Source organism: Streptomyces sp. NBC_00224 (genome assembly GCF_041435195.1).
In the GTDB taxonomy this organism is placed as follows: Bacteria; Actinomycetota; Actinomycetes; order Streptomycetales; family Streptomycetaceae; genus Streptomyces.
Genome location: NZ_CP108106.1, coordinates 2497736 through 2524000, shown reverse-complemented (window position 1 = coordinate 2524000; position 26265 = coordinate 2497736). Strand labels below are relative to the sequence as shown.

21 protein-coding genes and 2 pseudogenes are annotated in these 26265 nt (G+C 71.8%); 9 read left to right on the top strand and 14 right to left on the bottom strand.

Features of this window, described 5'->3' with window-relative positions; translation table 11 throughout:
- Nucleotides 1-44: 44 nt before the first annotated feature.
- Nucleotides 45-950, top strand: coding sequence for a slipin family protein (locus OG965_RS11260; protein ID WP_371651702.1), 906 nt, complete (start codon nucleotides 45-47; stop codon nucleotides 948-950).
- A gap of 91 nt (nucleotides 951-1041) precedes the next feature.
- On the opposite strand, the gene OG965_RS11255 is transcribed toward OG965_RS11260, so the two are convergent.
- Entirely contained in the window at nucleotides 1042-2091 is a 1050-nt protein-coding gene (locus OG965_RS11255) for a DUF3533 domain-containing protein (protein ID WP_371651700.1), read from the bottom strand.
- Between the two features lie 174 nt (nucleotides 2092-2265).
- Between OG965_RS11255 and OG965_RS11250 the strand changes: the two genes are divergently transcribed.
- Both OG965_RS11250 and OG965_RS11245 read left to right on the top strand, forming a co-directional pair.
- The gene (locus OG965_RS11250) at nucleotides 2266-5772 is read left to right on the top strand and encodes a DNA polymerase III subunit alpha (protein ID WP_371651698.1); all 3507 of its coding nucleotides are present in this window, start codon (nucleotides 2266-2268) and stop codon (nucleotides 5770-5772) included.
- A 47-nt stretch (nucleotides 5773-5819) separates the two neighbouring features.
- Nucleotides 5820-6956, top strand: a complete 1137-nt coding sequence (locus OG965_RS11245) for a hypothetical protein (protein ID WP_371651697.1) — start codon at nucleotides 5820-5822, stop codon at nucleotides 6954-6956.
- Nucleotides 6957-7021: 65 nt separating this feature from the next.
- Here OG965_RS11245 and OG965_RS11240 read toward each other — a convergent pair whose 3' ends face one another.
- Nucleotides 7022-7759 (bottom strand): SDR family oxidoreductase, encoded by a 738-nt coding sequence (locus OG965_RS11240; protein ID WP_371651695.1) that lies wholly within the window; start codon nucleotides 7757-7759, stop codon nucleotides 7022-7024.
- 86 nt (nucleotides 7760-7845) lie between these two features.
- On the opposite strand from OG965_RS11240, the gene OG965_RS11235 reads away from it, so the two are divergent.
- On the top strand, nucleotides 7846-8574 hold the full coding sequence (locus OG965_RS11235) for a TetR/AcrR family transcriptional regulator (protein ID WP_371651693.1): 729 nt from the start codon (nucleotides 7846-7848) through the stop codon (nucleotides 8572-8574).
- 187 nt (nucleotides 8575-8761) lie between these two features.
- A complete protein-coding gene (locus tag OG965_RS11230; RefSeq protein ID WP_371651691.1) occupies nucleotides 8762-9640 on the top strand; it encodes an esterase/lipase family protein in 879 nt (292 codons plus the stop codon).
- 120 nt (nucleotides 9641-9760) lie between these two features.
- Here OG965_RS11230 and OG965_RS11225 read toward each other — a convergent pair whose 3' ends face one another.
- Entirely contained in the window at nucleotides 9761-10819 is a 1059-nt protein-coding gene (locus OG965_RS11225) for a lytic polysaccharide monooxygenase (RefSeq protein ID WP_371651689.1), read from the bottom strand.
- 315 nt (nucleotides 10820-11134) lie between these two features.
- On the bottom strand, nucleotides 11135-11635 hold the full coding sequence (locus tag OG965_RS11220; RefSeq protein ID WP_371651687.1) for a DUF402 domain-containing protein: 501 nt from the start codon (nucleotides 11633-11635) through the stop codon (nucleotides 11135-11137).
- A gap of 244 nt (nucleotides 11636-11879) precedes the next feature.
- Here OG965_RS11220 and OG965_RS11215 point away from each other — a divergent pair, with 244 nt between their 5' ends.
- Nucleotides 11880-12254: a GntR family transcriptional regulator gene (locus tag OG965_RS11215; RefSeq protein ID WP_361375178.1), complete on the top strand. Its 375-nt coding sequence runs from the start codon at nucleotides 11880-11882 to the stop codon at nucleotides 12252-12254.
- 64 nt (nucleotides 12255-12318) lie between these two features.
- Here OG965_RS11215 and OG965_RS11210 read toward each other — a convergent pair whose 3' ends face one another.
- A complete protein-coding gene (locus tag OG965_RS11210) occupies nucleotides 12319-13413 on the bottom strand; it encodes a DUF5925 domain-containing protein (RefSeq protein WP_371651685.1) in 1095 nt (364 codons plus the stop codon).
- 150 nt (nucleotides 13414-13563) lie between these two features.
- On the opposite strand from OG965_RS11210, the gene OG965_RS11205 reads away from it, so the two are divergent.
- Nucleotides 13564-14916: a xylan 1,4-beta-xylosidase gene (locus tag OG965_RS11205; RefSeq protein ID WP_371651683.1), complete on the top strand. Its 1353-nt coding sequence runs from the start codon at nucleotides 13564-13566 to the stop codon at nucleotides 14914-14916.
- Between the two features lie 14 nt (nucleotides 14917-14930).
- On the opposite strand, the pseudogene OG965_RS11200 reads toward OG965_RS11205, so the two are convergent.
- From OG965_RS11200 to OG965_RS11180, 5 genes and pseudogenes are all read right to left on the bottom strand, one after another.
- Nucleotides 14931-16166 (bottom strand): annotated as a pseudogene (locus tag OG965_RS11200) (lipopolysaccharide biosynthesis protein); the annotation flags it as partial.
- A 99-nt stretch (nucleotides 16167-16265) separates the two neighbouring features.
- Nucleotides 16266-17033, bottom strand: a complete 768-nt coding sequence (locus tag OG965_RS11195; protein ID WP_371656912.1) for a polysaccharide deacetylase family protein — start codon at nucleotides 17031-17033, stop codon at nucleotides 16266-16268.
- A gap of 20 nt (nucleotides 17034-17053) precedes the next feature.
- Complete coding sequence (locus tag OG965_RS11190; protein ID WP_371651681.1) at nucleotides 17054-18181, bottom strand: glycosyltransferase family 2 protein; 1128 nt, start codon at nucleotides 18179-18181, stop codon at nucleotides 17054-17056.
- Nucleotides 18178-18981: a glycosyltransferase family 2 protein gene (locus OG965_RS11185; RefSeq protein ID WP_371651679.1), complete on the bottom strand. Its 804-nt coding sequence runs from the start codon at nucleotides 18979-18981 to the stop codon at nucleotides 18178-18180. Before OG965_RS11185 ends, OG965_RS11190 begins: the two co-directional genes overlap by 4 nt.
- Before the next feature lie 439 nt (nucleotides 18982-19420).
- A complete protein-coding gene (locus OG965_RS11180; protein WP_371651677.1) occupies nucleotides 19421-19753 on the bottom strand; it encodes a hypothetical protein in 333 nt (110 codons plus the stop codon).
- A gap of 332 nt (nucleotides 19754-20085) precedes the next feature.
- Here OG965_RS11180 and OG965_RS11175 point away from each other — a divergent pair, with 332 nt between their 5' ends.
- Nucleotides 20086-20895 carry an SGNH/GDSL hydrolase family protein gene (locus OG965_RS11175; RefSeq protein WP_371651675.1) on the top strand — a complete coding sequence of 270 codons (810 nt, stop codon included), beginning with the start codon at nucleotides 20086-20088 and terminating at the stop codon, nucleotides 20893-20895.
- 18 nt (nucleotides 20896-20913) lie between these two features.
- On the opposite strand, the gene OG965_RS11170 is transcribed toward OG965_RS11175, so the two are convergent.
- Nucleotides 20914-22557 carry a protein kinase gene (locus tag OG965_RS11170; protein ID WP_371651673.1) on the bottom strand — a complete coding sequence of 548 codons (1644 nt, stop codon included), beginning with the start codon at nucleotides 22555-22557 and terminating at the stop codon, nucleotides 20914-20916.
- Between the two features lie 257 nt (nucleotides 22558-22814).
- Here OG965_RS11170 and OG965_RS11165 point away from each other — a divergent pair, with 257 nt between their 5' ends.
- On the top strand, nucleotides 22815-23078 hold the full coding sequence (locus OG965_RS11165) for a hypothetical protein (protein ID WP_067156261.1): 264 nt from the start codon (nucleotides 22815-22817) through the stop codon (nucleotides 23076-23078).
- Nucleotides 23079-23170: 92 nt separating this feature from the next.
- Here the strand turns inward: OG965_RS11165 and OG965_RS11160 are convergent.
- The 3 genes and pseudogenes from OG965_RS11160 to OG965_RS11150 form a co-directional block, all read right to left on the bottom strand.
- A pseudogene (locus tag OG965_RS11160) lies at nucleotides 23171-23678 on the bottom strand (CoA transferase); the annotation flags it as partial.
- 157 nt (nucleotides 23679-23835) lie between these two features.
- Nucleotides 23836-25032 (bottom strand): type ISP restriction/modification enzyme, encoded by a 1197-nt coding sequence (locus OG965_RS11155; RefSeq protein WP_371651671.1) that lies wholly within the window; start codon nucleotides 25030-25032, stop codon nucleotides 23836-23838.
- 310 nt (nucleotides 25033-25342) lie between these two features.
- A complete protein-coding gene (locus OG965_RS11150) occupies nucleotides 25343-26125 on the bottom strand; it encodes a GntR family transcriptional regulator (protein ID WP_371651669.1) in 783 nt (260 codons plus the stop codon).
- Nucleotides 26126-26265: the final 140 nt, after the last annotated feature.

Genomic DNA, 26265 nt, shown 5'->3' with positions numbered 1-26265 from the left:
TTACCGTCGAAGTACACGTCCGATTCGGACCCTTGGGGGCCGTGATGGTCGAGGCATTGGTGGCGACGGCTGTGGCCGTCGGATCCGCCGGCATCGTGTATGTGATGGCGGCGGCCCGGGTCGTCAAGCAGTACGAACGCGGTGTGGTCTTCCGGCTGGGCAAACTCAGGGGATCGGTGCGCGGCCCGGGCTTCACCCTGATCCTTCCGCTCGCCGACCGGCTCCACAAGGTGAACATGCAGATTGTGACGATGCCCGTCCCCGCGCAGGACGGAATCACCCGCGACAACGTCACCGTCCGGGTGGACGCGGTGATCTACTTCAAGGTGGTCGACCCGGCCGACGCCGTCATCCAGGTCGAGGACTACCGCTTCGCGGTCTCCCAGATGGCCCAGACCTCACTGCGCTCGATCATCGGCAAGAGCGACCTCGACGATCTGCTCTCCAACCGTGAAAAGCTCAACCAGGGCCTGGAGTTGATGATCGACAGCCCGGCCATGGGGTGGGGCGTGCAGATCGACCGGGTGGAGATCAAGGACGTCTCGCTGCCGGAGACGATGAAGCGCTCGATGGCCCGTCAGGCCGAGGCCGACCGTGAGCGCCGGGCGCGGGTGATCAACGCGGACGCGGAGCTCCAGGCGTCGAAGAAGCTGGCCGAGGCGGCCGGGGTGATGTCGAAGGAGCCCGCGGCCCTCCAACTGCGGCTGCTCCAGACCGTGGTGGCGGTGGCGGCCGAGAAGAACTCGACGCTGGTCCTGCCGTTCCCGGTGGAGCTGCTGCGGTTCCTGGAGCGGGCGGCCCCGCAGCAGGTCTTCGCGGCGCCTGCGACGGATGCTCCCGCGGTGGACGCTTCCGCGGTGGACGTGCCCGAGCCGGAGACTCCTGGGGCGCAGGCTCATTCGGATCTAGGAATGGAAGATCCACCAGCGAAACCGCCTTCGATTCCATGAAGGTGGGCGGATTCTCACTCGTGAACACCCGAACCGGTCGGTCGGCCTCGTCTGCGCGTACGTACGGGGCGGGCGGGGCCGTCGAGGACGCTCAGGCGCCGGTCCCGGCCCCCGCGCCGACTTCGAGCGGGTCGTCCCCCGCGCGTACGTCCTTCTTGCGCAGCCCGGCCATGACCAGGGTGACCACGGCCCCGCCCACCGCCCAGGCGGAGAGCACCAGGAGCGGGCCGGTGACCGCGTTGCCCCGGAAGTACGCGATGGAGCGCGCCACCCAGGTTCCGGCGCCCGGGGGCAGCGCGGGGCCGATCGCCTTCCAGAACGGCGGCAGCAGCGGATACGGATAGGCGCCGCCCGCGCTCGGGTTGCCCAGGACGACGACGACCAGGATCGCGAGCCCGATGCCGACGATCCCGGCGAGGCCCTGGAAGGCCAGGGTGGTGGCGCCGACCGCGAACACCACCAGCGCACCCAGGCCCGCCAGGCCCAGGTAGCTGCCCGGCAGCGCGCCGAGCACCGGCCCGATGATCAGCGCGCCGAGCAGCCCGGCGGCGATCGAGTACACCGCGAGGGCGGCGAGCCGGATCACTGCCCGCTGGGTGTTGGCGGGCCGGGCGCCATGGCTGATCGCCAGGATCGCGGCGCACAGATAGCCGCCCACGCACCAGCCGACGACCAGGTAGAACGAGGACAGGCCCCGGGCGTCGTCCCGGTGGGCCGGGGCGATGTCGACCACCTTCACGGTGCGCTGCTCGGCCTTCTCGATCGCGGTGACGACCAGCTCGACGGCCTGGGAGAGGGACGCCCCGCCGCCGCCCGCGACGAGCAGGGTGTCGGTGGTGGACCTCGGGTCGACGATCAGCGCGCCGTCGATGTCGCGGTCGCGCAGCTGCCGGGTGGCCGCGGCCGGGTCCTTGACCGCACGGGCGTCCAGCGCGCCGCCGGGGATCGCGTTCAGCCGCTGCACAGCCTGTGCGCTGATCTGTGCGGGTGCGACCACCCCGAACGGAACGTCCTTCGGCTTGGGGCTGTGGAAGGCCCCGGCATAGGACGCGATGAACGCGACCATCAGCCCGAGCACCCCCGTGACCAGCAGTGCGGCCCGCACGGTGACGGCGCTCTTCACCTCGTCGACGAACGTCATGCCCCTCACCCTCCGGGGCGCGGCAGGGCGGCGCAGTCGGGGCTGGTCCGAATGGCTGACGACCTTCGTACTGGTCGCGCGCACTGGCCGCTCATTCATCCATCGCACGTACGTTCGAAAATTGGTCTATGGTGAAGGAGGGGGAAGTGAGAACGATTGGTCCAGGAGGTGCGGGTGCCCGGTTTCACGCATCTGCGCACCGTTTCGGGTTACTCCCTGCGGTACGGGGCTTCCCACCCGGAACGGCTGGCCGAGCGCGCCGCCGAACGGGGGATGGACGCACTCGCTCTCACCGACCGGGACACCCTCGCCGGCGCCGTGCGCTTCGCCAAGGCGTGCGCCGCGGCGGGGGTGCGCCCGCTCTTCGGCACCGACCTCGCCGTCCCGGAACACCTCCTCGAACAAGCGAAGGGGCAGGCGAGAGAGGTCGCCTCCGCCCGGCGTCCGCGCACCCCGGTGCGGGGCGGCGCCTTCGTCGACGAGTCGGCGCCGCGCGCCACCTTCCTCGCCCGGGACGGCGCCACCGGCTGGGCGGAGCTCTGCCGGCTGATCACCGCCGCCCACACGGCCGCCGGACCGCCTGTCCTCTCCTGGTCCGCGCTGCCCGCCGACGGACTCACCGTGCTGCTGGGACCCGCGTCCGAGGTGGGCAGGGCGCTCGCCACCGGCCGCCCGGACCGGGCCGCTCACCTCCTCGCGCCGTGGCGCGAGCTGTACGGCGACGCCCTGCGCCTGGAGGTCGTGCACCACGGGCGCGCGGGCACCGGGCCCGGCTCGCTGCGGCTCGCCGCCCGCACCCTCGGCCTCGCCGCCGAACAGGGTGTACCGGCCGTGCTGACCAACGCCGTGCGGTACGCGGACGCCGGGCTCGGGCCGGTCGCCGACGTCCTGGACGCGGCCCGCCGGCTCGTCCCCGTCGACCCGCGCCGGGGGCTGGACAGCGGCGAGCGCTGGCTCAAGGACCCGGCCGCCATGGCCCGCGCCGCCGAACGGGTCGCCGAGGCCGCCGGGTTCCGCCGGGACGCCGCGCACCGGCTGCTCACCACGACCGAGGAGACCGCCGCCGCGTGCCTGGTCGACCCCCGGGGGGAGCTGGGCCTCAAGACGTACAGCTACTTCCCCGAGCCCCATCTCGTCGGCGCCGCGGACCGCACCCCGCAGCGGGTCCTCGCCTCCCGGGCCGCCGCCGGCATGGTGCTGCGCGGCTACGACACCGACCGCACGTACTGGGAGCGGATGCACCGGGAGCTGGACGTCATCGCCTTCCACGGCTTCGCCGCGTACTTCCTCACCGTCGCCCAAGTCGTCGACGACATACGGGAGATGGGCATCCGGGTGGCCGCGCGCGGCTCCAGCGCCGGGTCGCTCGTCAACCACCTCCTCGGCATCGCCCACGCCGACCCCGTCGAACACGGCCTGCTGATGGAGCGCTTCCTGTCCACCCGGCGCTATGTGCTGCCCGACATCGACATCGACGTCGAGTCCGCCCGCCGCCTCGACGTCTACCGCGCGATCATCGGCCGCTTCGGCACCGAACGGGTCGCCACCGTCGCCATGCCCGAGACCTACCGGGTCCGCCACGCCGTACGCGACGTGGGCGCCGCGCTGTCCATGGACCCGGCCGAGATCGACCGGATCGCCAAGTCCTTCCCGCACATCCGGGCCCGTGACGCCCGCGCCGCGATGGCCGAACTGCCGGAGCTGCGCGAGGTCGCGGCGGAGCAGGGGCGGCACGGGAGGCTGTGGGAGCTGGTCGAGGCGCTGGACGGGCTGCCGCGCGGGGTCGCCATGCACCCGTGCGGAGTGCTGCTCTCGAACATCACGCTGCTGCGCCGCACCCCGGTGGTGCCGACCAGCGGCGAGGGGTTCCCCATGTCCCAGTTCGACAAGGAGGACGTGGAGGACCTCGGGCTGCTCAAGCTGGATGTCCTCGGCGTACGGATGCAGTCGGCGATGGCGCACGCGGTCGCCGAGATCGGCCGCACCACCGGCCGGAAGCTGGACCTCGACGACCCGCGCCAGGTGCCGCAGGGGGACCTGCCGACCTACCGGCTCATCCGCTCCACCGAGACGCTCGGCTGCTTCCAGATCGAGTCGCCGGGCCAGCGCGATCTGATCGGACGGCTGCAGCCCTCGACCTTCCACGACCTGGTCGTGGACATCTCGCTCTTCCGGCCGGGGCCGGTCGCCGCCGACATGGTCCGGCCGTTCATCGAGGCGCGCCACGGGCGGGCCCCGGTGCGCCACCCGCACGAGGACCTGGCGGACGTACTGGAGGAGACCTACGGCGTGGTCGTCTTCCACGAGCAGCTCATCCGGATGGTGGCCGTCATGACCGGCTGCGACCGGGCCGAGGCCGACCAGGCCCGGCGCGCCCTCTCCGACCCCGAGTCGCAGGAGAAGATCCGCGTCTGGTTCGCCGCGCGCGCGGCCGAGCGCTCGTACACGCCCGAAGTGATCGACCGCACCTGGGAGATCATCAAGGCCTTCGGCTCGTACGGCTTCTGCAAGGCGCACGCCGTCGCGTTCGCCGTGCCGACCTACCAGTCGGCCTGGCTCAAGGCCCACCACCCGGCCGCCTTCTACGCCGGGCTGCTCACCCATGACCCCGGGATGTACCCCAAGCGTCTGCTCCTCGCGGACGCACGGCGGCGCGGGGTGCCCATCCTGCCGGTGGACGTGAACCGGTCGGCGGCCGCCCATCGAATCGAACTGGTGTCCAATTCCCGGATCTGGGGGCTCCGGCTCGCGCTCGCGGACGTCCAGGGGATCAGCGAGGCCGAGACCGCCCGGATCGAACAGGGGCAGCCCTACTCCTCGCTGCTCGACTTCTGGCGGCGGGCCAGGCCGAGCCGCCCCGTCGCCGAACGGCTCGCCCAGGTCGGCGCGCTCGACGCGTTCGGCGGCAACCGGCGCGACCTGCTGCTGCACCTCGCCGAACTCCACCGCGCCCAGCGGGCGGCCGGGTCCGGCGGCGGCCAGCTCCCGCTCGGCGACGGGCGGCGGACGGCCCGCGCCGGACTGCCCGACCTCGACGAGGCGGAACGGCTCAGCGCCGAGCTGGGCGTCCTCGGCATGGACGCTTCCCGCCATCTGATGGTGGATCACGAGACGTTCCTGAAGGAGCTGGGCGTGGTCTCGGCCAAGCGGCTGCGGGACGCCGGGCACGGCGAGACCGTCCTGGTCGCGGGCGCCAAGGCGGCCACCCAGACCCCGCCCATCCGGTCCGGCCAGCGGGTCATCTTCACCACGCTGGACGACGGGACGGGCCTGGTCGACCTCGCCTTCTTCGGCGACAGCCACGCCGCCTGTGCTCACACTGTCTTCCATTCCTGGCTCCTGCTGGTACGAGGGGTGGTGCAGCGACGCGGCCCGCGCAGCCTCAGCGTGGTGGGCGCCGCGGCCTGGAACCTGGCCGAGCTGGTCGAACTCCGCCGCGAGGGCGGCCTGGACGCGGTCTCCGCCCGCCTGTCGACCCCGGCGCCGACGCCGACGCCTGACGGCGAGGGCGAGGGAGAAGGGGAGGGAGAGGGGACACCCGGGGAGGAGCCCGACGGTGGACGCCGTATCGAACTGTCCACGGGGTATCAGCTGAACCCCTGGGCCGACCTCCAGCCCCCCGGCGAACGAGCCGCCACCGGCCGGAAGTTGTGGCACCAGAGCCCGGGGAGCGCGGGATGATCCTCTGCGTCCGATTCCATATGCCTCCTGTGTCTCCTGTGTCTCCTGTGCCTGAAGGGTCTGCTGCCGGTGGTACGGGTGGTGCCGGGGCTGCTGGTGGTACGGGTGCCGGGGCTGCGGCTGTCGGGGCCGGTGGGAGCGCGGGTGCGGGTGGTGGGCGTGAGGCCGCGCTCCCCGCGCTGCTCGCGGTGCTCGGCGGTCTCACCCCGGTCGTCCAGGCGCTCCCGCCGGACGCCGCGCTCGTCGATGTGCGGGGCGCCGAGCGGTACTTCGGGTGGAACGCGGCCCAGCTCGCCTCCGTCATCCGGGTCAGGGCGCTCGCCCACTGCGGAGTGGACTGCACCATCGGGGCCGGGCCCAACCCCATGCTGGCCCGGATGGCCGCCCGGGGTGCCCGGCCGGGCACGACCCTGGCGCTGTCCCCGGACGAGGTGACGGAGTTCCTGGCGGACAAGCCCGTCGCCGCGCTGGACGGGGTCGGCACCGCGACCGCCCGTACCCTCTGCTCGTACGGGCTCGACTCGGTCGGCAGGGTCGCCGCCGCCCCGCTCGCCACCTTGCAGCGGATCGTCGGCGCGCGGTCCGGGCGCGAGCTCCACGAACGGGCCCGAGGCATCGACCGCACCCCCGTCGTACCGAACGCGGCGGCCCGCTCCCTCGGTGCCGAACGCTCCTTCCCCCGTGACGAGTTGGACCCCGACCGCCGACGCCGTGCGCTGCTCTCCCTCACGGAGGAGCTGGGCGCCCGGCTGCGCGGTACGGAGCAGGTGTGCCGCTCCCTGACGCTCACCGTCCGATACGCCGACCGGTCCACCACCACTCGTGGCCGCACCCTGCGCGAGCCCACGGCCCACTCCCCGGCGCTCACCGCGCTGGCGTACGCGATCCACGAGTCGCTGGGCCTCCAGCGAGCCCGCGTCCGGGGCATCTCCCTGCGGGCCGAGGGGCTGACGCCCGCCCGACTGGCCTCCCGGCAGTTGACGTTCGACCCCGCGGACGACCGGGCCCGCCGTATCGAGGCGGTCGCCGACCGCGCCCGCGCCCGCTTCGGCCCGGCCGCGATCGTCAGCGCGGCGGCGGCAACCGGTCCGGGGGCCGCCCCTGTCGGCACCGTGGCAGCCCCTGGCGTCGCAGCAGTCACTGGCACCGCAGCAGCCCCTGGCACCCTGGCCGACGCTGCCTGAGTGCGGCCCGGTTCCGCCTCGCCGGGGCCGGGCCGGGGACCTCGCCCCGCCCGCGGCGTACTTGCTTACGCCCCTGCCGAGAGCCGCGCACCCCCGTCCACCGTGAGCACGACGCCCGTCGTGAAGCTGTTGCCTATGAGGAACGCGATGGCGTCCGCGATGTCCTCGGGGGCGCCGCAGCGGCCGGCCGGGGTCGACTTGGCGTACGAGGCGAAGGTCTGCGCCTTGGCGTCCGCGTCCATCCAGTCCCACCACGGCGTGTCCACCACGCCCGGCGAGACCGCGTTGACCCGGATCGGGCCCAGCTCGACGGCGAGGACGGGGACCATCGCCGCGACCGAGGCGTTGACGGCCGCGAGCCCCGCCGTGCCGGGCATCGCGGCGCCCGCCGACGCGGCGGTCAGGAAGGTGAGCGACCCGCCGGGGGACAGGACTTCGAGGGCGGCCCGGGCCGTGAGGCTGTGCGCGATCAACTTGCCCTCGGCGGCCTCGCGCAGCGCCTCCGTCGTCACCGAGCGGAACGGCCCCGCCGCGGTGGCGCCGGTCGCGGCGATGACGACGTGGTCGGCCCGCTGGAGGCCGGCGAAGAACTCGACCGTGGCCGTCTCGTCCCGGGCGTCCACGATCGCGCCCGTCGCCGTGCCCACCACGCCCTCCAGCGCGTCCAGTTCGGCCAGCGCCGCACGCAGCCGCTCCGGGGTGCGGCCGGTGACGACGACATCCCTGCCCTCGGTGAGCTGGCGCCGCGCGGCCGCCAGGCCGATGCCGGACGTGCCGCCGATGATCACAACTCGCTCGTTCATGCCGTACCTTCCACGCTTCGACAAATTACGGTGCTCCGTGTCTCGTAAAGCGTATTCCGGTGCACGGTGTCTTGTAAAGTGGTCCCATGGAGAATCCCGAAAATTCCTCGAAGGTGCCGGGAGGCGGGTCGGGCGAGGGTCCGGCCCCCCGCGGGCGGCCCCGCAGTGAGACGGCCCGGCGCGCCGTGCTGGAGGCCGCGCTGGAGCTGTGCCAGCGCGACGGCTACCAGGAACTGACGATGAAGGGGATCGCGGACGAAGCCGGCGTCGGCCGCCAGACCGTCTACCGCTGGTGGCCGTCCAAGCAGGACGTCCTCATCGAAGTCCTGGGTGAGCTGCCGCACCGCACCCCCGACCGGCTGTTCCCCGACACGGGCGGCGTCCGCGGCGATGTCGAGGAGCTCCTCGCCTACACCTTCGAGCTGACCCGGGGCGTCACCGGCCGGGCCATCGTGGGGCTGATGGCCGACGCGCAGGGCGACGCCGAGCTGTCCCGGCGGCTGCAGGAGTCGGTGATCGGCCCGCGCCGCGAGGTGCTGCGCCAGATCCTGGAACGCGGGGTGCGGCGCGGCGAATTGAGCGAGGGCGCCGACGCGTCGCTCGACCTCGCCGTCGACTTCGCGTTCGGGGTGATGTGGTACCGGCTGCTGAGCCGCCACGCCCCGGTCGACGACGAACTCGCGGCCGATCTCGCCGCGGCGCTGGAGAAGCTGCTGTCGGCCGACGGGGATGAGGGCGCCAGGGGTGAAGGTGCAGGGGGCGAAGGCGTAGGGGTCAAGAGCCGCGGGGTCGGGCGGCGGCGGGGCCGCGAATGAGGGAGCCGGGAGCGTGGGTGCCGGAAGGGAGGTAGCTGAGCCCGGACAGCGACACGGCAGTTTTTACTGACGCGTAACTTCACTCTCAGGCTACTGGTGCGTAATTTGGCGAGCGAACAGCACTTGTGGTCCGGATCACAGGGTGTGTGTCCCCGCAACTCCCCTTGAGCCGCAAGGAGATCGCTCGATGCTGCCCTGGAAGCCCCGCCGCGCCTGGAAACACCTGCTCGGACCGCTGGCGGCGCTGCTGCTCGCGGCCGCGGCCACCGCCGTTCCCGCCACCGCCGCGCACGCCCAGTCCGCCCCCAGCAGCGGCTGGAACAACTATTCCTGCAAGCCCTCCGCCGCCCACCCCCGCCCCGTTGTCCTGGTCCACGGCACCTTCGGGAACTCGGTCGACAACTGGCTGGCCCTCGCCCCGTACCTCGCCCACCGGGACTACTGCGTCTTCTCCCTCGACTACGGGCAGTTCCCGGGCGTACCGCTCTTCAACGGTCTCGGCCACATCGACAAATCGGCCGAACAGCTCGCCGGTTTCGTAGACAAAGTGCTCGCGTCGACCGGCGCCCCCAAGGCCGATCTCGTGGGGCACTCCCAGGGCGGCATGATGCCGCGCTGGTATCTGAAGTTCATGGGCGGCGCCTCCAAGGTGAACACCCTGGTCGGTATCGCGCCCGACAACCACGGCACCACCCTGCTCGGCCTCACGGCGCTGCTGCCCTACTTCCCCGGCGCCGGGGACCTGCTCAACCTCGCCACCCCCGGCCTCGCCGACCAGGTGGCCGGGTCGCCGTTCCTGGCCAAGCTCAACGCGGGCGGCGACACCGTTCCCGGGGTGCACTACACCGTCATCGCCAGCAAGTACGACGAGGTGGTCACCCCGTACCGCTCGCAGTTCCTGGACGGACCCGATGTCGACAACGTCCTCATCCAGGACAAGTGCGCCCTCGACCTCTCCGAGCACGTGGCGATGGGGCTCGTCGACCGCATCACCTACCACGAAGTGGTGAACGCGCTCGACCCCGCGCACGCCACACCCACCACCTGCGCGTCCGTCATCGGCTGAGCCCGCGCTCCCCGTAGACGGCGCCGGATCGCATACCGGTCGGCACCGGCATCAGCGAGGCCCCTTCAACCTACGAAGTAGGTTGAAGGGGCCTCGCCTTGTGCGGGTGTAGAGGGTGGATCAGCGGCCGTGGCGGCCGCCGGCCGGTGCGGCCTTGCGGCGGACGGTCAGGAAGAGGAACGCGGCGCCCGCGGCCAGGGCGGCCGCACCGCCGAACGCGAGGTACGGGGTGGAGCCGCTCCCGCCCGTCTCGGCGAGGTTCTCGGTGCTGACCGAGCCGTTCTGGGCCGGAGCCGCGGCCACGCTGTCGGTCCGGGGCTGGTTGCCGGACTGCTCCTTGCCGCCGCCCTGCTTGCCAGGCTGCTCGCCGCTCGGCTTTCCGCCCTTGTCGGCGGCCTGCCGCGCCGGTGCACCCGCGCCCGTACTCGCGTCGTCGTCGCCGTGCCCGTGGTGCTCCACCGTCGACTTGGAGGCGCCGTCCTCGACCTGCTGCTGGGTCGGCGCCGAGGCCGTCGGGGCCGGGGCGGATCCGGTGCCGCCGCTGTCCTTGCCGAACACCACGTCGGAGCAGGTGTAGAAGGCCTCGGGGCTGTCCGAGCGCTGCCAGATCGAGTAGACGAGGTGGCGGCCCGACTTGGCGGGCAGGGTCGCGTCGAAGACGTAATCGCCGTTCCGCATCGACGGGTTCGTCACCTTGGCGAACGGCGCGGACTCCAGGTCCGACCACTTCAGGGGCTTGGTGGGGTCGTAGCCGCCTTTGGTGATGTACAGCTCGAACGTGCCCTTGTGGGGAGCCGTGCCCTTGTAGTGGAAGGCGTGGCGCCCGGCGGTCAGCTTGGTGGACGGCCAGTCGGCGCGCGCCAGGTCGAGGCCCTTGTACTTGTCGTTGCCCGCGCTGCAGAGCTTGCCGTCGGGGATGATCTGCTTCGACTTGCCCGCCGCGTTGGCGATGTTGACCGCGTTCCAGTCGTAGAACGCCTGGGTCCCACTGGCGGCGACGGCCGCCTTGCAGGCGGCCGAGCGGGGGCTCTCCGGCCCCTCGGCGTAGCAGGCGGAGACCCGGCTGACCGGATCCGTCATCGAGCCGTGGGCAGCGGCCGGACCGGCCGCGAGCCCGGTCAGCGCGAGCGGCGCCATGGCCAGGGCGGCGATGGTGGCGGCCTTGCGACGAGCGGTCATCGTGACGTTCTCCTTCGGTGCTGCACGGGGTGGGCGTGGAGCACGCTAGCCGCCGAGAACCGCGAAATCGGCTGCTGGGAGCGGGTGATGGCGATCTTTATGGTCGCGTTAAGGAGCGACTGAGAGACGGTTAAGAACGGGCCGCCCCGGGCCGGGAGGCGGCCCGCCACCGGGCGCGAGGCGGGCCGCCTCCCGGGCACGAAGGCCGGGCAAGCCGGGCACGAAGGCCGGGCACGAAGGGCTGGGTACGAAGTCGGCCCGCCCGGACATGAGGCGGGCCGTTCCGGGACGTAACGCGCGCGTACTGCTCGCGTACTAGTCGAGCAGCGCCGTGAACTTGCCGAGCTTCGCCAGGAGTTCCAGCTCGTCCAGGGCCTGTACGGCGCGGGCCGCCGCGTCCGGGTCGTGGTCGGCCAGGCCGCTCTCGGCGAACTCGTCCTCGTCCAGGCGGAGCACGGTGCCGCCGTCGGCGGAGACCCAGAGGTCGAGGTCCAGGTCCTCCACGACCACTGCTCCGTCGCGCACCACGGCGGGGCGGGTGATGTCGCAGTACCAGCCCTTGAGCGACGCGTCGGCCGCCCGTACCTCCTTCACCGCGTACCAGCGGTCCCGCCAGTAGTGCTCGGTGAAGACGTCGCCCGGCTCGAAGCGGACGAACCCGAAGTCGCGGACGCCGTCGGCCGCCCAGGGGGCGCGGACCGTGAGGCGGACGCCGTCGTCGGACACCACGGACGCCGGGTAACCGATCTTCGTACGGCCGGACTTGACCAGGGTGATGGTGAGGAGGGAGCCGGGCTCGGCCGAGTTCGCGGACATGACGTATCTCCGTAGCGCAGATTTCGTAGGGGACCAGTTGTTGATCGTCAGCATCGGGCCGTTGGCGGTAAAGGCCTGTCCGGGGAGCGGGCTGTCTTAGGCGATGCCCGTACGGATTCGGCGTCGAGGGAGGTGCCGGGCCGTGGTGCTCGGACAGTCACGGTCATGGAGTCGGACGTTACGCGCAGGGCACGAACGGTGCCTCCCATTTTCGCCCCGGGCGGGGGAGGGGCAGAATCGGCGTGTGACCCTGAAGATCGTCATTGACCAGGAAGCCGCCAGCGCGCCGTACGAGCAGCTGCGGGCCCAGATCGCCGAGCGGGCCAGGGCGGGGGTGCTGCCCGTGGGGTACAAGCTGCCCACGGTGCGCGGCCTCGCCGAGGAGCTCGGGCTCGCCGCCAACACCGTGGCCAAGGCCTACCGCGCACTGGAGGCGGACGGCGTGATCGAGACGCGTGGCCGCAACGGCACGTTCGTCGCGGCAGCGGGCGACGCGGCGGAACGCCGGGCCGCGGCGGCCGCCCGGACCTACGCCGAGGAGGTGCGGCGCCTGGGCCTCAGCCGCGAAGCGGCACAAGCGGCGGTGTCCGACGCGGTGCGAGCGGTGTACGGCGACTGACGACCAACCCCCGGCCGCAAGCCGCAAGCCGAGCGCCCCGTACAAGTACACCCCCTACACCCCCTTACAAATACAGCCCCGCGTCCGCGCTCTCCCGGGGGTCCGGGACGCTGGGCGGTGTGGTGCCGCGGCGCAGGGCGAACAGCTCGGCCAGGGTGGCGCCCTCGCGGCCGACGCCTTCCTCCGTGCCCAACCAGGTCACCGCCTCGCGGCGGGTCATCGGGCCCACTTCGATACGGGCCAGACAGCGGCCGGGGCGGACGACCGCGGGGTGCAGGCGCTCCAGGTCCTCGTTGGTGGTGACGCCGACCAGGACGTTGCGGCCCTGGCCCAGCAGTCCGTCCGTCAGGTTCAGCAGGCGCGACAGGGCCTGCCCCGCCGTGTGCTTGGCCTCGCCACGGATCAGTTCGTCGCAGTCCTCCAGCAACAGCAGCCGCCAGCGGCCCTTCGCCGTGCCGTCGTCCTCGCCGATCGCGATGTCCATCAAGTAGCCGACGTCGTTGAAGAGGCGCTCCGGGTCCAGGACGCAGTCCACCTGACACCAGTCGCGCCAGGAGCGGGCGAGCGTGCGCAGCGCCGACGTCTTGCCGGTGCCGGGTGGGCCATGGAGCAGCAGCAGTCGGCCCGCGATGTCGTCGGGGGTCACCTTCATCAGGTGGTCCATCGCCTCGGCCACCGGCGCCGTGTAGTTGGGGCGGACCTCCTCCCACGTACCGGCCGCGATCTGGCGGGTGGTGCGGTGCGGGCCGCGGCGCGGCGAGACGTACCAGAAGCCCATCGTGACGTTCTCCGGTACCGGTTCCGGCTCGTCCTCCGCGCCCTCGGTGGCCTGCTTCAGCACTCTCTCGGCGAGGTCCTCGCTGGTCGCGGTCACCGTGACGTCCGCGCCCCGGTTCCAGCGGGAGACGAGCAGCGTCCAGCCGTCGCCCTCGGCGAGCGTGGCGCTGCGGTCGTCGTCGCGCGCCGCGCGCAGCACGGTCGCCCCGGCCGGCAGCAGGCTGACGCCCTTCTTGACCCGGTCTATGGAGGAGCTGTGCGAGAACGGCTGCTCGCCCGTGGCGAACCGGCCGAGGAACAGCGCGTCGACGACATCGGACGGGGAGTCGCTGTCGTCCACGTTCAGCCGGATCGGCAGCGTGGCTTCAGGGTTCGCGGACATGGCTTCCATGATCCGGCAACACGCCTCGCCGTGCACGGTGTTTTGTCCCGTTGGGCCGGGGCGGGAACCGGAGGTGGGGGGCCGGACGTTCCATGAGTGTTCGGTTGAAAAACGTCCGAAAGGCAACCTCCGTCGATAGGCTGAATCGTGATGCGTCGTCATGTATGGGCTCCGGCCGCACTGCTCGGCCTGGTCGCGGCCGTGCTCGCGCTGGTCCTCGCCATGAGGGGCTCCACGGGCGGCCCGTCCGAAGGCAAGTCCGGCTCCGGCGGCCCCACCGGCCCCGCCCGGGACGACCCCGAGCTCGGCTGGGGCTTCACCCACACCCAGTTCAGCGCGGACAGCGGCACCACCGAGGCCGTAGCGCGCGCCCGCACGCTGCTGGCCGGGCAGTCCCTGCCGCAGGACCAGGCGATCATGGGCTGGGGGGCGGGCAACCCGGAGCCGTCGCCGGGTGTGTACGACTTCTCGGACCTCGACCGGCGGATCGCCTTCATCCGCTCCACGGGATCCACCCCCGTGATCACGCTGTGCTGCGCGCCCGACTGGATGAAGGGCGGCAAGGCGGGCGCGGATCACACGGACTGGAGCCTCAAGTCCTTGGAGTCCGCGCCCCTTCCGTCGCACTACCAGGACTTCGCGGAGCTCGCGGCGACCGTCGCCAGGCGCTACCCGGACGTGCGCCACTTCGTGGTGTGGAACGAGTTCAAGGGGTTCTTCGACGACACCAGCCAGCGCTGGAACTACGAGGGGTACACACAGCTGTACAACCTCGTCTACGACGAGGTGAAGCAGGTCAACGAGGACAACCAGGTGGGCGGCCCCTATCTGGTCATGGACAGCTACGCTCCGGCGGACACCCAGTTCGCCTCCGAGCTCAAGGGGCCCTGGGGCTCGGTCGACCAGCGGGTGCTGGACGCCTTCACCTACTGGAACGCGCACAAGAAGGGCGCCGACTTCGTGGCCGTCGACGGCGCCGGGTTCACCCGCGACAACCAGGCGCTGCCCGACCCGTTCACCGCGCTCGACAAGTTCACCGATGTCGGCCGCTGGCTGCGCGAGCAGTCGGACGGACTGCCGCTGTGGTGGACGGAGTACTACGTGGAGCCGGAGAACTCCGGCTGGAGCGAGCAGCGCCGGGTCGCCGCCCAGGCCGCCGCGATGATCGCCATCGCGCGGGGCGGGGCGACCACCGCGTTCTACTGGAGCCCGCAGCAGACCACCGCGCAGTGCCCCGGCTGTCTGTGGAAGCCGACCCAACTGGCCGACGGGGGAGCGGCGTTGCCGATGTACGGGCTGATCTCCCGGTTCGCCAAGGAGTTCCCGCCCGGCACGCGGTACGAGAAGGCCGAGAGCACCGGTGACGACATATCGGGGATACGGGTGCTGGCGAGCGGCAAGTCCGCCCTCGTCGTCAACACCCTGGACCGCGCGGTCCAGGCCCGTGTCGACGGCCGGTCGGTCCCGCTGGCCGGCTACGAGGTGCGCTGGCTCGACCGCTGATCCGGGGCGTCCGGAGCAACCTCCGCGTCGGCTCCCGCGTCCGCCCCCGTCCCCGCCCGCAGCACCCCGTACAGCTTCGCCGCCGCGATCACCGCGATCACGGCGAGGCTGGACACCTCGGCGATGCCCACTCCTGTCAGACCCATCGGCGGGAGCAGGGCCAGGGTCGAGCCGAGCACCAGGAGGCACAACGCGCCTTGGAGGTAGGCGAGTCCGGCGGTGCGGCTCCGCGCGCGCAGCACCGCGAAGTACAGCTCGATCACGACCCTGAGGGCGGCTCCGGTCACCAACAGGCGCAGCAGCGGCGTCGCGTGGTCCGCGTACCCCTGGCCGAAGACCCGCAGGACCAGCGGTGCCAGGACGAAGAGCACGGCACAGATCGGCACCACGATCTTGGCCATCCGGATCAGCGCGGCGCGCGCGTTGCGTCCGAGGCGGTCGGGGTCGTGGGCGCCCTCGACGGTCAGTGAGGCGCCCATGTTGATGGCGAGGAGTTCCACCGTGCCGCCGATGGTGGCGGTGATGTAGAAGTACGCGTTGTCGGACGAGCTCACCTGGGAGGCGACGATCACCGGCACCAGATAGACGACGGCGAGGGCGAAGAGCGAGCCCGTGCAGTCGCCCGCGAGGAAGCGGACGAGCTCGCGGTGGCCGGGCGGTCGCGCGGTCGCGGCGGTCAGTTCCACATGCCGGGGCACAAGGCGCCGGAAGACCAGCCAGCCCAGCGGCAGTACGGAGACCGCGATCGCCGCCACCCAGGAGACGAAGACGCCCGTGGTGGGCAGCGCGGTGGCGATCGCCACCAGGAGGAGGAGTTTCACCGTGGAGAAGGCGGTGTTGCCGACCGGCACCCAGAACGCGCTGCGCAGCCCGGTCAGCACCCCGTCCTGGAGGGTGAGGACCGCCCAGGCGACGACGGCGGCGACGAAGCCGAGGCCGTGCAGCGTTCCGTGCAGAAAACGGTAGGAGGGGCCCCAGACGTTCAGTGTGAGGAGGAAGAGCACGGTGGCCACGGCCACGACGACGGCGCTCGCCGCGTAGGTGCGGAACACCAGCCTGCCGGTGGCCGCGCCCGACACCGGGATGAACCGGGCCAGGGCGCCGGTCAGGGTGAGTGCGGTGATCCCGGCGAGGAACTTCATCGCCGCGATGGCCGCCGACCCCTGGCCGACCGCGTCCTCCGTGTAGTGGTGCGCGGCCACCAGCCAGAAGCCGAGGCCGAGGACCGCGCTGATACCGGTGTTGACCATCAGGGCATAGGCGTTCCGGAAGAGCGGGGTGCCGTCACGTTCCTCCCGGGCATGCGCCCCGCGCCGCCGGGCGGCGGTCGTCCCGGTCACCGCCGCCGCTCACCTTCCGGCCAGTGCGCGCCCGGCCTGCCGTCCCCGGCGGACCATCGCGTACCCCTTGGTGAGGACGCGGTCGCGGGCGAAGGTGCGGCCGACGGCGCGCCCCTCGACCAGCCGCTCGAACTCCTCGACACCGGTACCGCGCCGCACGGTGACCCGCTCCAGGGCATACGGGCCCTGGCGGCGCCGGGCGAGTGCGTTGCCGACCGCCAGCGCCTGGGCGAACCCGGCCGCGCGGACGGTCCGGCGCACCCGGCGGCTGGAGTAGCCGTAGGGGTAGGCGAAGGAGACGGGCCGGGTGCCGAGCTCCTCGGTGACGATCTCCTTGCAGCGCAGGGTCTCGAACCACAGCCGGTCGGCGGTGAGTTGGTCGAGCTGCGGGTGGGTGTGGCTGTGGCCGCCGATCTCCGTGCCGGCCGCGGCCAGTTCGCGCACCTGGTCCCAGTCGAGCATGGTGTCGAGGGCGCCGCCCTCCTCGTGTGCGCCGCGCAGCCAGCCGGTCGAGACGAAGAGGGTGGCGGCGAAGCCGTGTTTGGCGAGCACCGGCAGGGCGTGCCGGTGCACTCCCTCGTACCCGTCGTCGAAGGTGATCAGGACGGGGCGCCTCGGCAGTGCTCCCGCCGTGCGCCACGCGTGCGCCAGCCCGGCCGTGGTGAGCGGGGTGAAGCCCCGGTCTGCCAGCACGTTCATCTGCTCGGCGAACGCGTCCGGGGAGACGGAGAGCCCGTAGGCCGCCTCGGCCGGGCGGTGGCCCACCGCGTGGTACATCAGGATCGGCACGGGCGCACTCACGCGGCCTCCTCCTCGTCCCCGGCCGACTTGTCCGCGCCCGGATCGGCTCCGCCAGGCCTGCTCCGGTCCGGCTCGCGCCCGTCCCGCTGAGTTTCATCCGGTTCATCCGCCCGCATTCCGGCCTCCGCCGTCGCCGCGATCGGGGCGATCTCGAAGGCCGTCCCGCCCCGGCGGGCCCGCAGGGTGCCGAGGAGATAGCCGGCCGCGGCCACCGCGACGCCCGTCACGATCGCGCCCGCGCGCCCCGCCCCGTCGGCCCGGCCGAGTACCGCGTCGCGCAGCCCCCGTACGACACCGGCCGGAAGCACCCTCGTCGTATAGCGGCGCTCCGACTCCAGTCCCTTGTCGGCCCCCACACTTCGGGCGACCAGCGCCTTGGAGAGGCCCTCGGCGTAGGTCCGCGTGCGGAAGTAGCCGAAGTGCTCGCGGGCGGGCGGGACGCGGTGGTGGATCACCGCGCGGTCGTCGATCAGGAGCACCGCGTCGGGCAGGGCCCGTGAGAGCCGGATGCACAGCTCCGTCTCCTCGCAGCCCAGCGGCCGTCTGTCGCCGTCGCGGCCGATGCCGGTGGCGAAGCCCCCGGCCGCGTCGAACGCCGTGCGCCGGAAGGAGGCGTTGCCGCCCAGGACGTTGCGGACCCGCACCCGGCCGGGCGGCAGGCCCCGGTACGTACAGCCCACCACCCAGTCGAACTCCTCGGGGAACCAGGCCGGGCGGCGTCCGGAGGCCCAGGCGGGCTCGGTGCGCCCGCCGACCGCCATCACCCGGGGGTCGGCGTACCCCTCGTGGAAGTGCCGCAGCCAGTCGCGCTCGGCCACGGCGTCGTCGTCCAGGAAGGCCACGTACGCGCCCCGCGCGGCGGCGATCCCGGTGTTGCGGCCGGCCGAGAGGCCGCGGGGGCCCGCGTTGGCGAGCACCCGCACCTCCCCGTCCGCCGCGCACTTCTTGTACTCCCCGCCCAGCCGTTCGAGCAGCGCCGGGTTGTGGTCCACGACCAGCAGGGTCTCCAGGGCCGGCCGTGACTGGTGGCGCACCGAGGCGACCGCCGCGAGGATGTCCTCCCAGCGGTCCTCGGTGTACACGCAGATCACCACGGAGAAGTCGCGGGTCTGACGGTCGGTCAAGACACTTCTCCCCGACTGGTGTTGAGGCCGATCGCCTGCGGTCGACGGTGGCTGCGGGGTACGGCCTTCTCCTTGAGGATCACCTTGAGCACCCGGATGCCGTCGCGCACGGCGCTGAGGTTGGAGACGCCGTGGATCCGGTTGTACTCGTGGCTGGGCACCTCCTGGACCCGCAGACCGGCCTTGACGATCCGGATGTTGATCAGGGTCTCTATCTCGAAGCCGCTGCAGTCCAGGACGATCTTGTCGAGGCAGTGCTTCCAGAAGGCGTTGTAGCCGTAGCAGAGGTCGGTGTAGCGGGCGCCGAACTTGCGGTTGACGATGGCGCACAGGGCCCAGTTGCCGAGCTTGCGGACGGGCGTCATGTCGTCCGTGCCGCCGCCGTTGGCGAAGCGGGAGCCCTTGGCGAAGTCGGCGCCGCCGACCAGGGCGGACACATAGCTGACGATCTCCTCGCCGTCGGCCGAGCCGTCCGCGTCGACCATCACGATGATGTCGCCGGTGCAGGCGGCGAATCCGCTGATCAGAGCGTCTCCCTTGCCCTTTCCGACCTGCTTGACGACCTTGACGTCGGGCCGCAGTTCACGGGCGACCCGCACGGTGTCGTCGGTGGAATTCCCGTCGACCAGGACGACTTCGTGGATCCAGTCCGGAAGTGTCCTGAAGACGTACGGGAGGTTTTCCGCCTCGTTCATGGCGGGGATCACGACGCTGACCGGCGGCGCGATCGCGAGATTCGGCGAGACCGCGCGGTAGTGCGCGGGAAAGGCCAGTATTCGGGCGGCGGATTCATCTGCCACCGCGATCAACGCGGGACCGTCGGCCTCTCGGCCCGGCGATTCGGCCGCTGGATCTTGTTCCCGGCTGCCCGGGCGCACAAAAGAGCTCACGAGTCTCTGACCCTCTCGTCCGGTGGACCGCCCGCCCCCGGGCGGTCCGGATGAGTTTCCGGTTACGAAAGGGGGGTTCTCACCCCGGTCATGACGAGCTGGCATTTCCGCCATGAAGGTCTTGCATTCCGTGCTGTGTGGGTGAGCTGGCTTTGCTGGCCGCGCGGCCCGCGACCGGTCGACGACGCACGAAGACCGAGCACGGTACCCCCCTAGCGCGCCCCGCCCGGCACACCATCGCGACGCTTGAGCCCCTCCCCTGGCGTCGCTTGGCACGATGGACCGATGCGGGTGGATGTAAGACGGTATTGATGGTTGGGGCTGTATGGCAAGACCTTGGAACGTGGCCTCACGTTTTTGGGTTTTTGGCCTTTCTCGACCGGTCGCTTGCGGAGTTATTTACTCCTGTTCCCGCCAGGAAGAGAAGAAAGCTGATCAAGGCGACCGCCATGATCTCGCCACGTACGGACCGGACATGGGCGCCCGCCATGATTTCGGCGATCATCAGATCGATGAGTACCGCCCCGGATAACGACGCCACCGTGCGGGTGAGCGGTTCCAGTCGGCGCAAGGCGAAAAACAGCGCCTCGGCGGGCGCGGCGATCAAGAAGAACAGCGCCAACGGGGCGCGCAGTGGCGAATCCAGCGGAATGTACGCGAGCGCGGCACCGGCCCCGGACACGGCGAGCGCGGCGCCACTCGCGACCGCCGCCGCGTCCGCGTGAACCGATGACCTGTCATGTCGCGGACCCCGTGGGGCCGATGCCGTCCGGGCCACTCTGATCCTCTGCGTGGGTGAGCGGGGCTTCAATGTGGCGCACCCCCAGGAGGGCCGTCAAGGCAAGGGGCGTGCAGGTGAACTTCCGTGCCGTGAAGGTCAATTGACGGGATCTCAGGGTCAGGGGTTCCCCCGTTGGAGCGGATTTCTGAAAGTTCTTGGCATGTCCACTTCCGGTGATCCCTACTCGCTGGTACGACATCTGTGGCGGATATCCCGCACTAGGAGGCCCCCACATGAAGCTCTCCCGTATGACGGCCTATGTGTCGTCGATCTTCCTGGCCGCAGCCTTCGCCCTCACCGGGGCAGGCGTGGCCAATGCCGCGACCCAGGCCGCAGGCACCGACTATGTGGCGCTCGGCGACTCCTACTCCTCAGGAGTGGGAACCGGTACGTACGACAGCTCCAGCGGCTCCTGCAAGCGCTCGCCCAAGGCCTACCCGTCCCTCTGGGCGGCGTCCCACGCGCCTGCCTCGTTCGCCTTCACCGCGTGTTCGGGCGCGATCACCGACGATGTCACCGCCAAGCAGCTCGGCCCGCTCAACTCCTCCACCGACCTCGTCTCCATCACCATCGGCGGCAATGACGCGGGCTTCGCCGACGTCATGACCACCTGCGTCCTGAACTCGCAGTCCACCTGTATCAACCGCATCAACCAGGCGCGCACCTACGCCGACACCGTCCTGCCCGGAAAGCTCGACTCCGTCTACAGCGCGATCAGAGCCAAGGCGCCGAACGCCCATGTCGTCGTCATCGGCTACCCGCACTTCTACAAGATCGGCGGCAGCTGCTTCGGCGGGCTGAGCGACACCTCGCGCGCGGCGATCAACGGCGCGGCGGACGAGCTGAACACCGTCACCGCCAAGCGCGCGGCCGACCACGGCTACACCTTCGCCTCGGTCGTCCCGCCCTACGTCAACCATGAGATCTGCTCCAGCAACTCCTGGCTGAACAGCCTCGTCTGGACCAACATCGGCGAGTCCTACCACCCGACCGCCGCCGGACAGTCCGGCGCCTACCTGCCCACCTTCACCAACGCCGCCTGATCCCGGCCCGACGTCACCTCAGCCGGCGGGCGAACCCGAGCCACCGCCCGTCGGCGCCGTGTACGAGGAGGAGGCCCCGCCCGTCGGGGTCTTCTCCGTGCAAGTGACCGAGTACGAAACGGAGTTGGAGTTCACCGCGACCGGTGAGCGCACTTCCAGCCGCACCGCGTTGTGGACCGTCTTCCCGGCCTCGAACCCCGTCTCGATGTGCTGCACCTGCCTGCTCCTGGCGTCGCCGGACCCGAAGCTCAGCGTCTTCCAGCCCGGGTCGGACGACTCCCCGGCCGCCGTCACCCAGCGGTACTGGACGTCCACCGGCGTACGGCCCACGGTGAAGGAGGCGACCATGGCCGGGGCCGAGCCGTCCGGCGGCGGGCACGTTCCCTCGTAACTTCCGCGAACGCTCTGGAGGGAGACCTTCACGGACGGCACGGGCGCCGACGAGCTGCTCGGGCTGGAACTGGGGGTGCCCGTGGTGGCGCTCGTGGTGCTGTGGCTCTTGGTGGCCGCGCTGCTGGTGTGCGGCGTGGAGTGCGAGACCGGCCCCGGCGCGGAGGGTGTGCCCGCGTCGTCGTCGCCTCCTCCGCCGTCTCCGCTGTGCGCCAGGGCCCACGCGAGGCCGCCCAGCGCGAGCAGCAGGATCAGGGCCCCGACCAACAGCACCACGCCCGCCTGCCTCTGACGGCCCGTCGACGGCTCCGGGGTCTCCGGGCCGTACGCTCCCGACGCCACCGGGATCGGCAGCGGCGGCGTCCGGCCGAGGCCCGGCGTCCCGGAAGTGACCGTCGGCCCGTATGCCCCGGGGTGCGGCGGCGGCACGTCCCGTACCTCACCACCGGCGCCCACCACGCGCAGCTGGTGCTCGGCCTCCTCCGGAGACAGCCGCTCGGCCGGGTCCTTGCGCAGCAGCCCCCCGATCACCGGGGCGAGCGCGCCCGCCCGGCGCGGCGGCGGCAGCTCCTCGTCGACCACGGCCCGCAGGGTGGAGAGCGGGGTCGCCTGGCGGAACGGCGAGCTGCCCTCGACCGCCGCGTACAGCAGCACTCCGAGCGACCACAGGTCCGACGCGGGACCGGGCGTGCGCCCCAACGCCTGTTCGGGGGAGAGGAATTCGGGCGACCCGATCACCTCGCCCGTCATGGTGAGCGTGGACGTGCCCGCCACCATGGCGATGCCGAAGTCGGTGAGGACCACCCGGCCGTCGTTGGCGAGCAGTACGTTGGCGGGCTTCACATCGCGGTGCAGCACCCCGGCGTCGTGCGCGGCGCGCAGGGCCGCGACGATCTCGGCCCCGATGTGCCCGGCGCGCTGCGGGGACAGCGGCCCGTCCGCCTCCAGTACCTCGGAGAGCGAGAGCCCGCGCACCAGTTCCATCACGATCCAGGGGCGGCCGTCGTGGGTCGCCACGTCGTAGACCGTCACCACATTGCGGTGCGAGATCCGGGCCGCGGCCCACGCCTCGCGTTCGAGGCGTGCGTACAGCCGTTGTTCGTCGGTGGAGTCCAGCCCGGCCGGCGCCCGGACCTCCTTGACCGCGACCTCGCGCCCCAGTACCTCGTCGCGCGCCCGCCACACCTCGCCCATGCCGCCGCGGCCGAGCGGGGACAGCAGTCGGTAGCGGCCCCCGATCACGCGCTCTGCATTGCCCGGCACTTCGCTCACTGGCGGGCCTCCTCGGCGAGGGCGCGACCACAACGGCGGATCCTCTCCACGTTAGCTCAGGTCAGCGCGGTAGTGGCCCCCTCGGACGCGTTGTCCAACTCGCCCTGGAATCAGGCATATTCGGAGAGTAATCAGTGCCTCGTGTCAACCCCACCCCGGGAGAGGTGAATCCCACCACCGGGATACACGAGTGTGATGCGAGGGCGATAGGGTTACCCTGCCCGGGGCCGGGTGCCCTCGTATGGGTGGGGAGTGACATGGAACAGATAACAGTGCGCAGCAGGGCGCGAGTGCCTGCCATCACCTGCGGGAGCAGTGCGACCAGCTCGCGGCTCGACCGCCATCTCTCGGTGCTGGGCGGCCCCGCCGTCCCGCTGCGGGAGTCGGCCGAGGCGACGTTGCTGATGCGTGAGCTGACCTCGCGTGACGCCGCGCACCGCCGGAGGAGCAAGAGCGCCCGCGTCTCGCTCTTCGCCCCGCTGCGGCGCCTTCGCCGCTCGCTCTTCGGCAGCCGCGGCTGAAGCCACGAAAGCCCACGATCAGTGACTCCCCCGAGAAACCGGCGTCCCGGGGAACCGATGTCCTGAGAAATCATTGACTTCCTGATCCACGTTCAGGCGATCACGCCGTCCCGGCGCAGCGCTGCTGTCAGCTCCTCTGTCATCCCCAGGGCTCGCAGCAGCGCTTCGGTGTGCTCACCCAGCGCCGGCACCGCCAGCGCTTCACCGACCCCTTGTCCGTCTCCACCCGGTGCGCGGTCCGCGCGGTGTTGGTCGCCTACGCCGCATCTTCGGCCAACTCCGGTCGCTCCAGGACCTGTTCGGTCAGCCTCTGCCACTCGCGGTCGTTCTGTACGGAGAGCAGCACCTGGCCGTCCGCCGTCGCATAGGCGTTGTACGGGGCGATGACGGCGTGCGCGACCCCGGTGCGCGCCGGTTCCGTTCCCCCGTGCATCACCTGGTGCAGGGGATGCCCCAGCCACTCCGCCAGCGCCTCCAGCATCGAGATCTCCACCGGGCCGCCCCGGCCGGTCGTACCCCGGCGCAGCTGGTCCCCGTCACGGAGACCAGACCGGCCTCGCACTGGACAAGCATGTCGTACGCCCGCTTGTGCGCGTATGGAAAGAGCTTGGGGGAGGGTGGCGAACGGGGCGGAGACGGCCTGTTCCACGGCGACGACCGTGATCCCGTCGAGGGGGAGGGGCTGCGGAGTGCTCATGGGGCCGTGCTTATCGCGGACGGACCGCTTTTGTCACGGGTTGGCTCGGGATCATCGGGATCAGAGGAGGGCCAGCTGGCCGTCCGGGCCCTCTTCATGATGATCGAGTACGGAGGCGGGGCGGCGGGCCGCGGGTGGTACGGGCAGGACACGCGCCTCGACGAGCCGGTCCCGGGCGAGACGGGGTCCGTCGGCCAGCTCCCGCTGCCGCGGCCGCAGTTCGTCCAGCAGGGCCAGCACGGTGATGAGCTCAAGCAGCTCGGAGGTCCACTCCTGCGGCCAGGAGGCGGGCCGGACGGCCTCCAGCGTGCCGGGCTCGCCGCTCTCGGTCCGCTGCTCGAACCACAGCTCCAGTACGCGTACGCCGCTCACCTCGAACTCCCAGGCGCCCGGCGGGACGGGCGAGATCCGGCCCTCGCCGAGGTACAGGCTCTCGTCCTCCGGGTCGTAGCGCAGGGCGTCCGGCCGGGCCGGGATCGCGGCCCGTACGTACGGCCGCCGTCCGCCGGGCAGCCGGGGCTTCGCACCGCCGCGCGCCCCGCGCACGGTCAGCTCGACGATCCGGTGCCCCAGCTCTACGCCCCGCTCCCAGAGCAGCGGGTCGGGGGTGAGCGGCAGCACGCACCCGGAGGACGAGGGCCGCGCGGCGGCCACGGTCCAGGCGAGCAGGTCCTCGGGGGTGACGTCGTGCCCGTACGCCTTGCCGAGGAAGGGGAGCAGGCCGGGGGTGAGGTTGGGTTCCGTGGCGCCCGGGCGGCGGTAGAGGGGGCGGATGCGCCCCGGGCGGCCGGCGGGGGAGCGGCCGTCGGGGAGCAGGGCGGAGACGGTGAGGGCGGGGCCGTCGGCCTTCGGCAGATACCCCTGCTCCACCACGAACAACTGCCGCTCGTCGGCGACGCGCCACAGCTCAGGGCGGGCGGCGTCCAGGAGGCGGTGATCGGGTATCAGCCACTGCTGGTCGAAGGGGCCGTGGGTGAAGCGGAGGGGGGTGGGGCAGGGGCCGGATTCCAGGGCCAGGGGAGCGGTGTTGGTGGGGCGGAGGGGGAGGGCGGTGACTCGGGTGTGGAGGGTGCGGGTGCGGGTGGGGTGGAAGAGGTGTTCGCGGGTTTCTCTGTCCGCTTGGACGAGTCTGTCCCAGCGGGTGCGGAGTGTGCGGGCGTCCGGGGCGGTGACCCAGGGGCGGCCGGGGCGGAGTTGGGCCACGGACCAGGGCATCAGGTCGTCGAGCGGCTGCAGGTCGTCACTCACGGGGGCCAATGCTAGGCGTCCGGCGGGGGGTTTTGGCCCCTCCCCGCCCCTTCACCTAGACCCTCCGGGGGTGGGTGGGGGTGGAGGTGGCTCTCCCGGGGGCTGCGCCCCCGGACCCTGTTGCGGGGCCTGCGGCCCCTGCACCCCGCTTCTTTTGTCTGCGGGCCGTGCTGGGTTGCTCGCGCAGTTCCCCGCGCCCCTGAAAGCGCCCCTGCGGGGCGCCCTGTAGGGGCGCGGGGAACTGCGCGACCAGCCACGGACAATCCGCAGACGAACGGGGTCCGGGGCGCAGCCCCCGGGAAAGCCGCCTCCGGCGAGATCAACGGGCCTCCACCGTCACGGAGAACGAGAACCGGTCCCCCCGGTACCGGATGCGGGCGACGTCCACCACGCGGCCCGCCGCGTCGTACGTCACCCCCGTGTAGTGCAGGATCGGCGACAGTAGCGGCACCTCAAGGAGTTCCGCCGTCACCGGATCCGCCAGCCGAGCCTCCACCGTGTCCGTGATCCGGCTGATCCGCACCCCCACCGCGTCCCGCAGCACCTTCGTCATGGGCCACCGTTCGAGGTCGGACACCTCGATCCCGGCCGCGAGCTCCGGACGTACCGCGTTCTCCGCCCAGTTGGTGGGCTCCCCGGTAGCCCCGTCCCGCCGCAGGCGCCGGTAGGTGACGACCGACGCGCAGTCGGGGAAGTACTCCGCGAGTTCCCCCGGCACCGGCTCCGGTCCGTGCCCGAGCACCGTCGTCGGCTCGCCCGACTGCTGCGCCACGATCGCGTCGATCGATCCGAGCAGCCGCACCGGCGCCCCGCGCCGCGCGGCCGGATCGATGAATGTGCCGCGCCGCCGGTGCCGGGTGATCAGCCCCTCCTCCTCTAGCTCCTTCAGCGCCTGCCGCATGGTCAGCACGCTCACGCCGTAGTGCGCGGCCAGCCGCTCCTCGGTGGGCAGCCGCAGCGAGGCGTCCGGGGTGCGGCCGAGTATCGACGCGCGCAGGGACTGCGAGACCTGGTACCAGAGCGGCAGCTTGCGGTTGAGGACCAGCGAGTCGGGGGCGAAGGAGGAGGTCGGGGGAGTGGGGGAGGGGGTCGAGGAGGTCACGGGGATTCCGTATCAGGCTCTGGGGCGAAGCGGAAGGTACTGATCAGGATCCGAGAGGCGACGAGGGCCCGGGGCCCGGTGTTTGTCTGCGGGCCGGTGGGGGCTGGTCGCGCAGTTCCCCGCGCCCCTAAATATGCCGC

Excerpts from the sequence above, each read along its gene's own strand:
- OG965_RS11260 (WP_371651702.1), top strand. The coding sequence starts at position 45 with ATGGTCGAGGCATTGGTGGCGACGGCTGTGGCCGTCGGATCCGCCGGC.
- OG965_RS11255 (WP_371651700.1), bottom strand. The coding sequence starts at position 2,091 with ATGACGTTCGTCGACGAGGTGAAGAGCGCCGTCACCGTGCGGGCCGCA.
- OG965_RS11240 (WP_371651695.1), bottom strand. The coding sequence starts at position 7,759 with ATGAACGAGCGAGTTGTGATCATCGGCGGCACGTCCGGCATCGGCCTG.
- OG965_RS11235 (WP_371651693.1), top strand. The coding sequence starts at position 7,846 with ATGGAGAATCCCGAAAATTCCTCGAAGGTGCCGGGAGGCGGGTCGGGC.
- OG965_RS11230 (WP_371651691.1), top strand. The coding sequence starts at position 8,762 with ATGCTGCCCTGGAAGCCCCGCCGCGCCTGGAAACACCTGCTCGGACCG.
- OG965_RS11225 (WP_371651689.1), bottom strand. The coding sequence starts at position 10,819 with ATGACCGCTCGTCGCAAGGCCGCCACCATCGCCGCCCTGGCCATGGCG.
- OG965_RS11220 (WP_371651687.1), bottom strand. The coding sequence starts at position 11,635 with ATGTCCGCGAACTCGGCCGAGCCCGGCTCCCTCCTCACCATCACCCTG.
- OG965_RS11210 (WP_371651685.1), bottom strand. The coding sequence starts at position 13,413 with ATGTCCGCGAACCCTGAAGCCACGCTGCCGATCCGGCTGAACGTGGAC.
- OG965_RS11205 (WP_371651683.1), top strand. The coding sequence starts at position 13,564 with ATGCGTCGTCATGTATGGGCTCCGGCCGCACTGCTCGGCCTGGTCGCG.
- OG965_RS11195 (WP_371656912.1), bottom strand. The coding sequence starts at position 17,033 with ATGTACCACGCGGTGGGCCACCGCCCGGCCGAGGCGGCCTACGGGCTC.
- OG965_RS11175 (WP_371651675.1), top strand. The coding sequence starts at position 20,086 with ATGAAGCTCTCCCGTATGACGGCCTATGTGTCGTCGATCTTCCTGGCC.
- OG965_RS11165 (WP_067156261.1), top strand. The coding sequence starts at position 22,815 with ATGGAACAGATAACAGTGCGCAGCAGGGCGCGAGTGCCTGCCATCACC.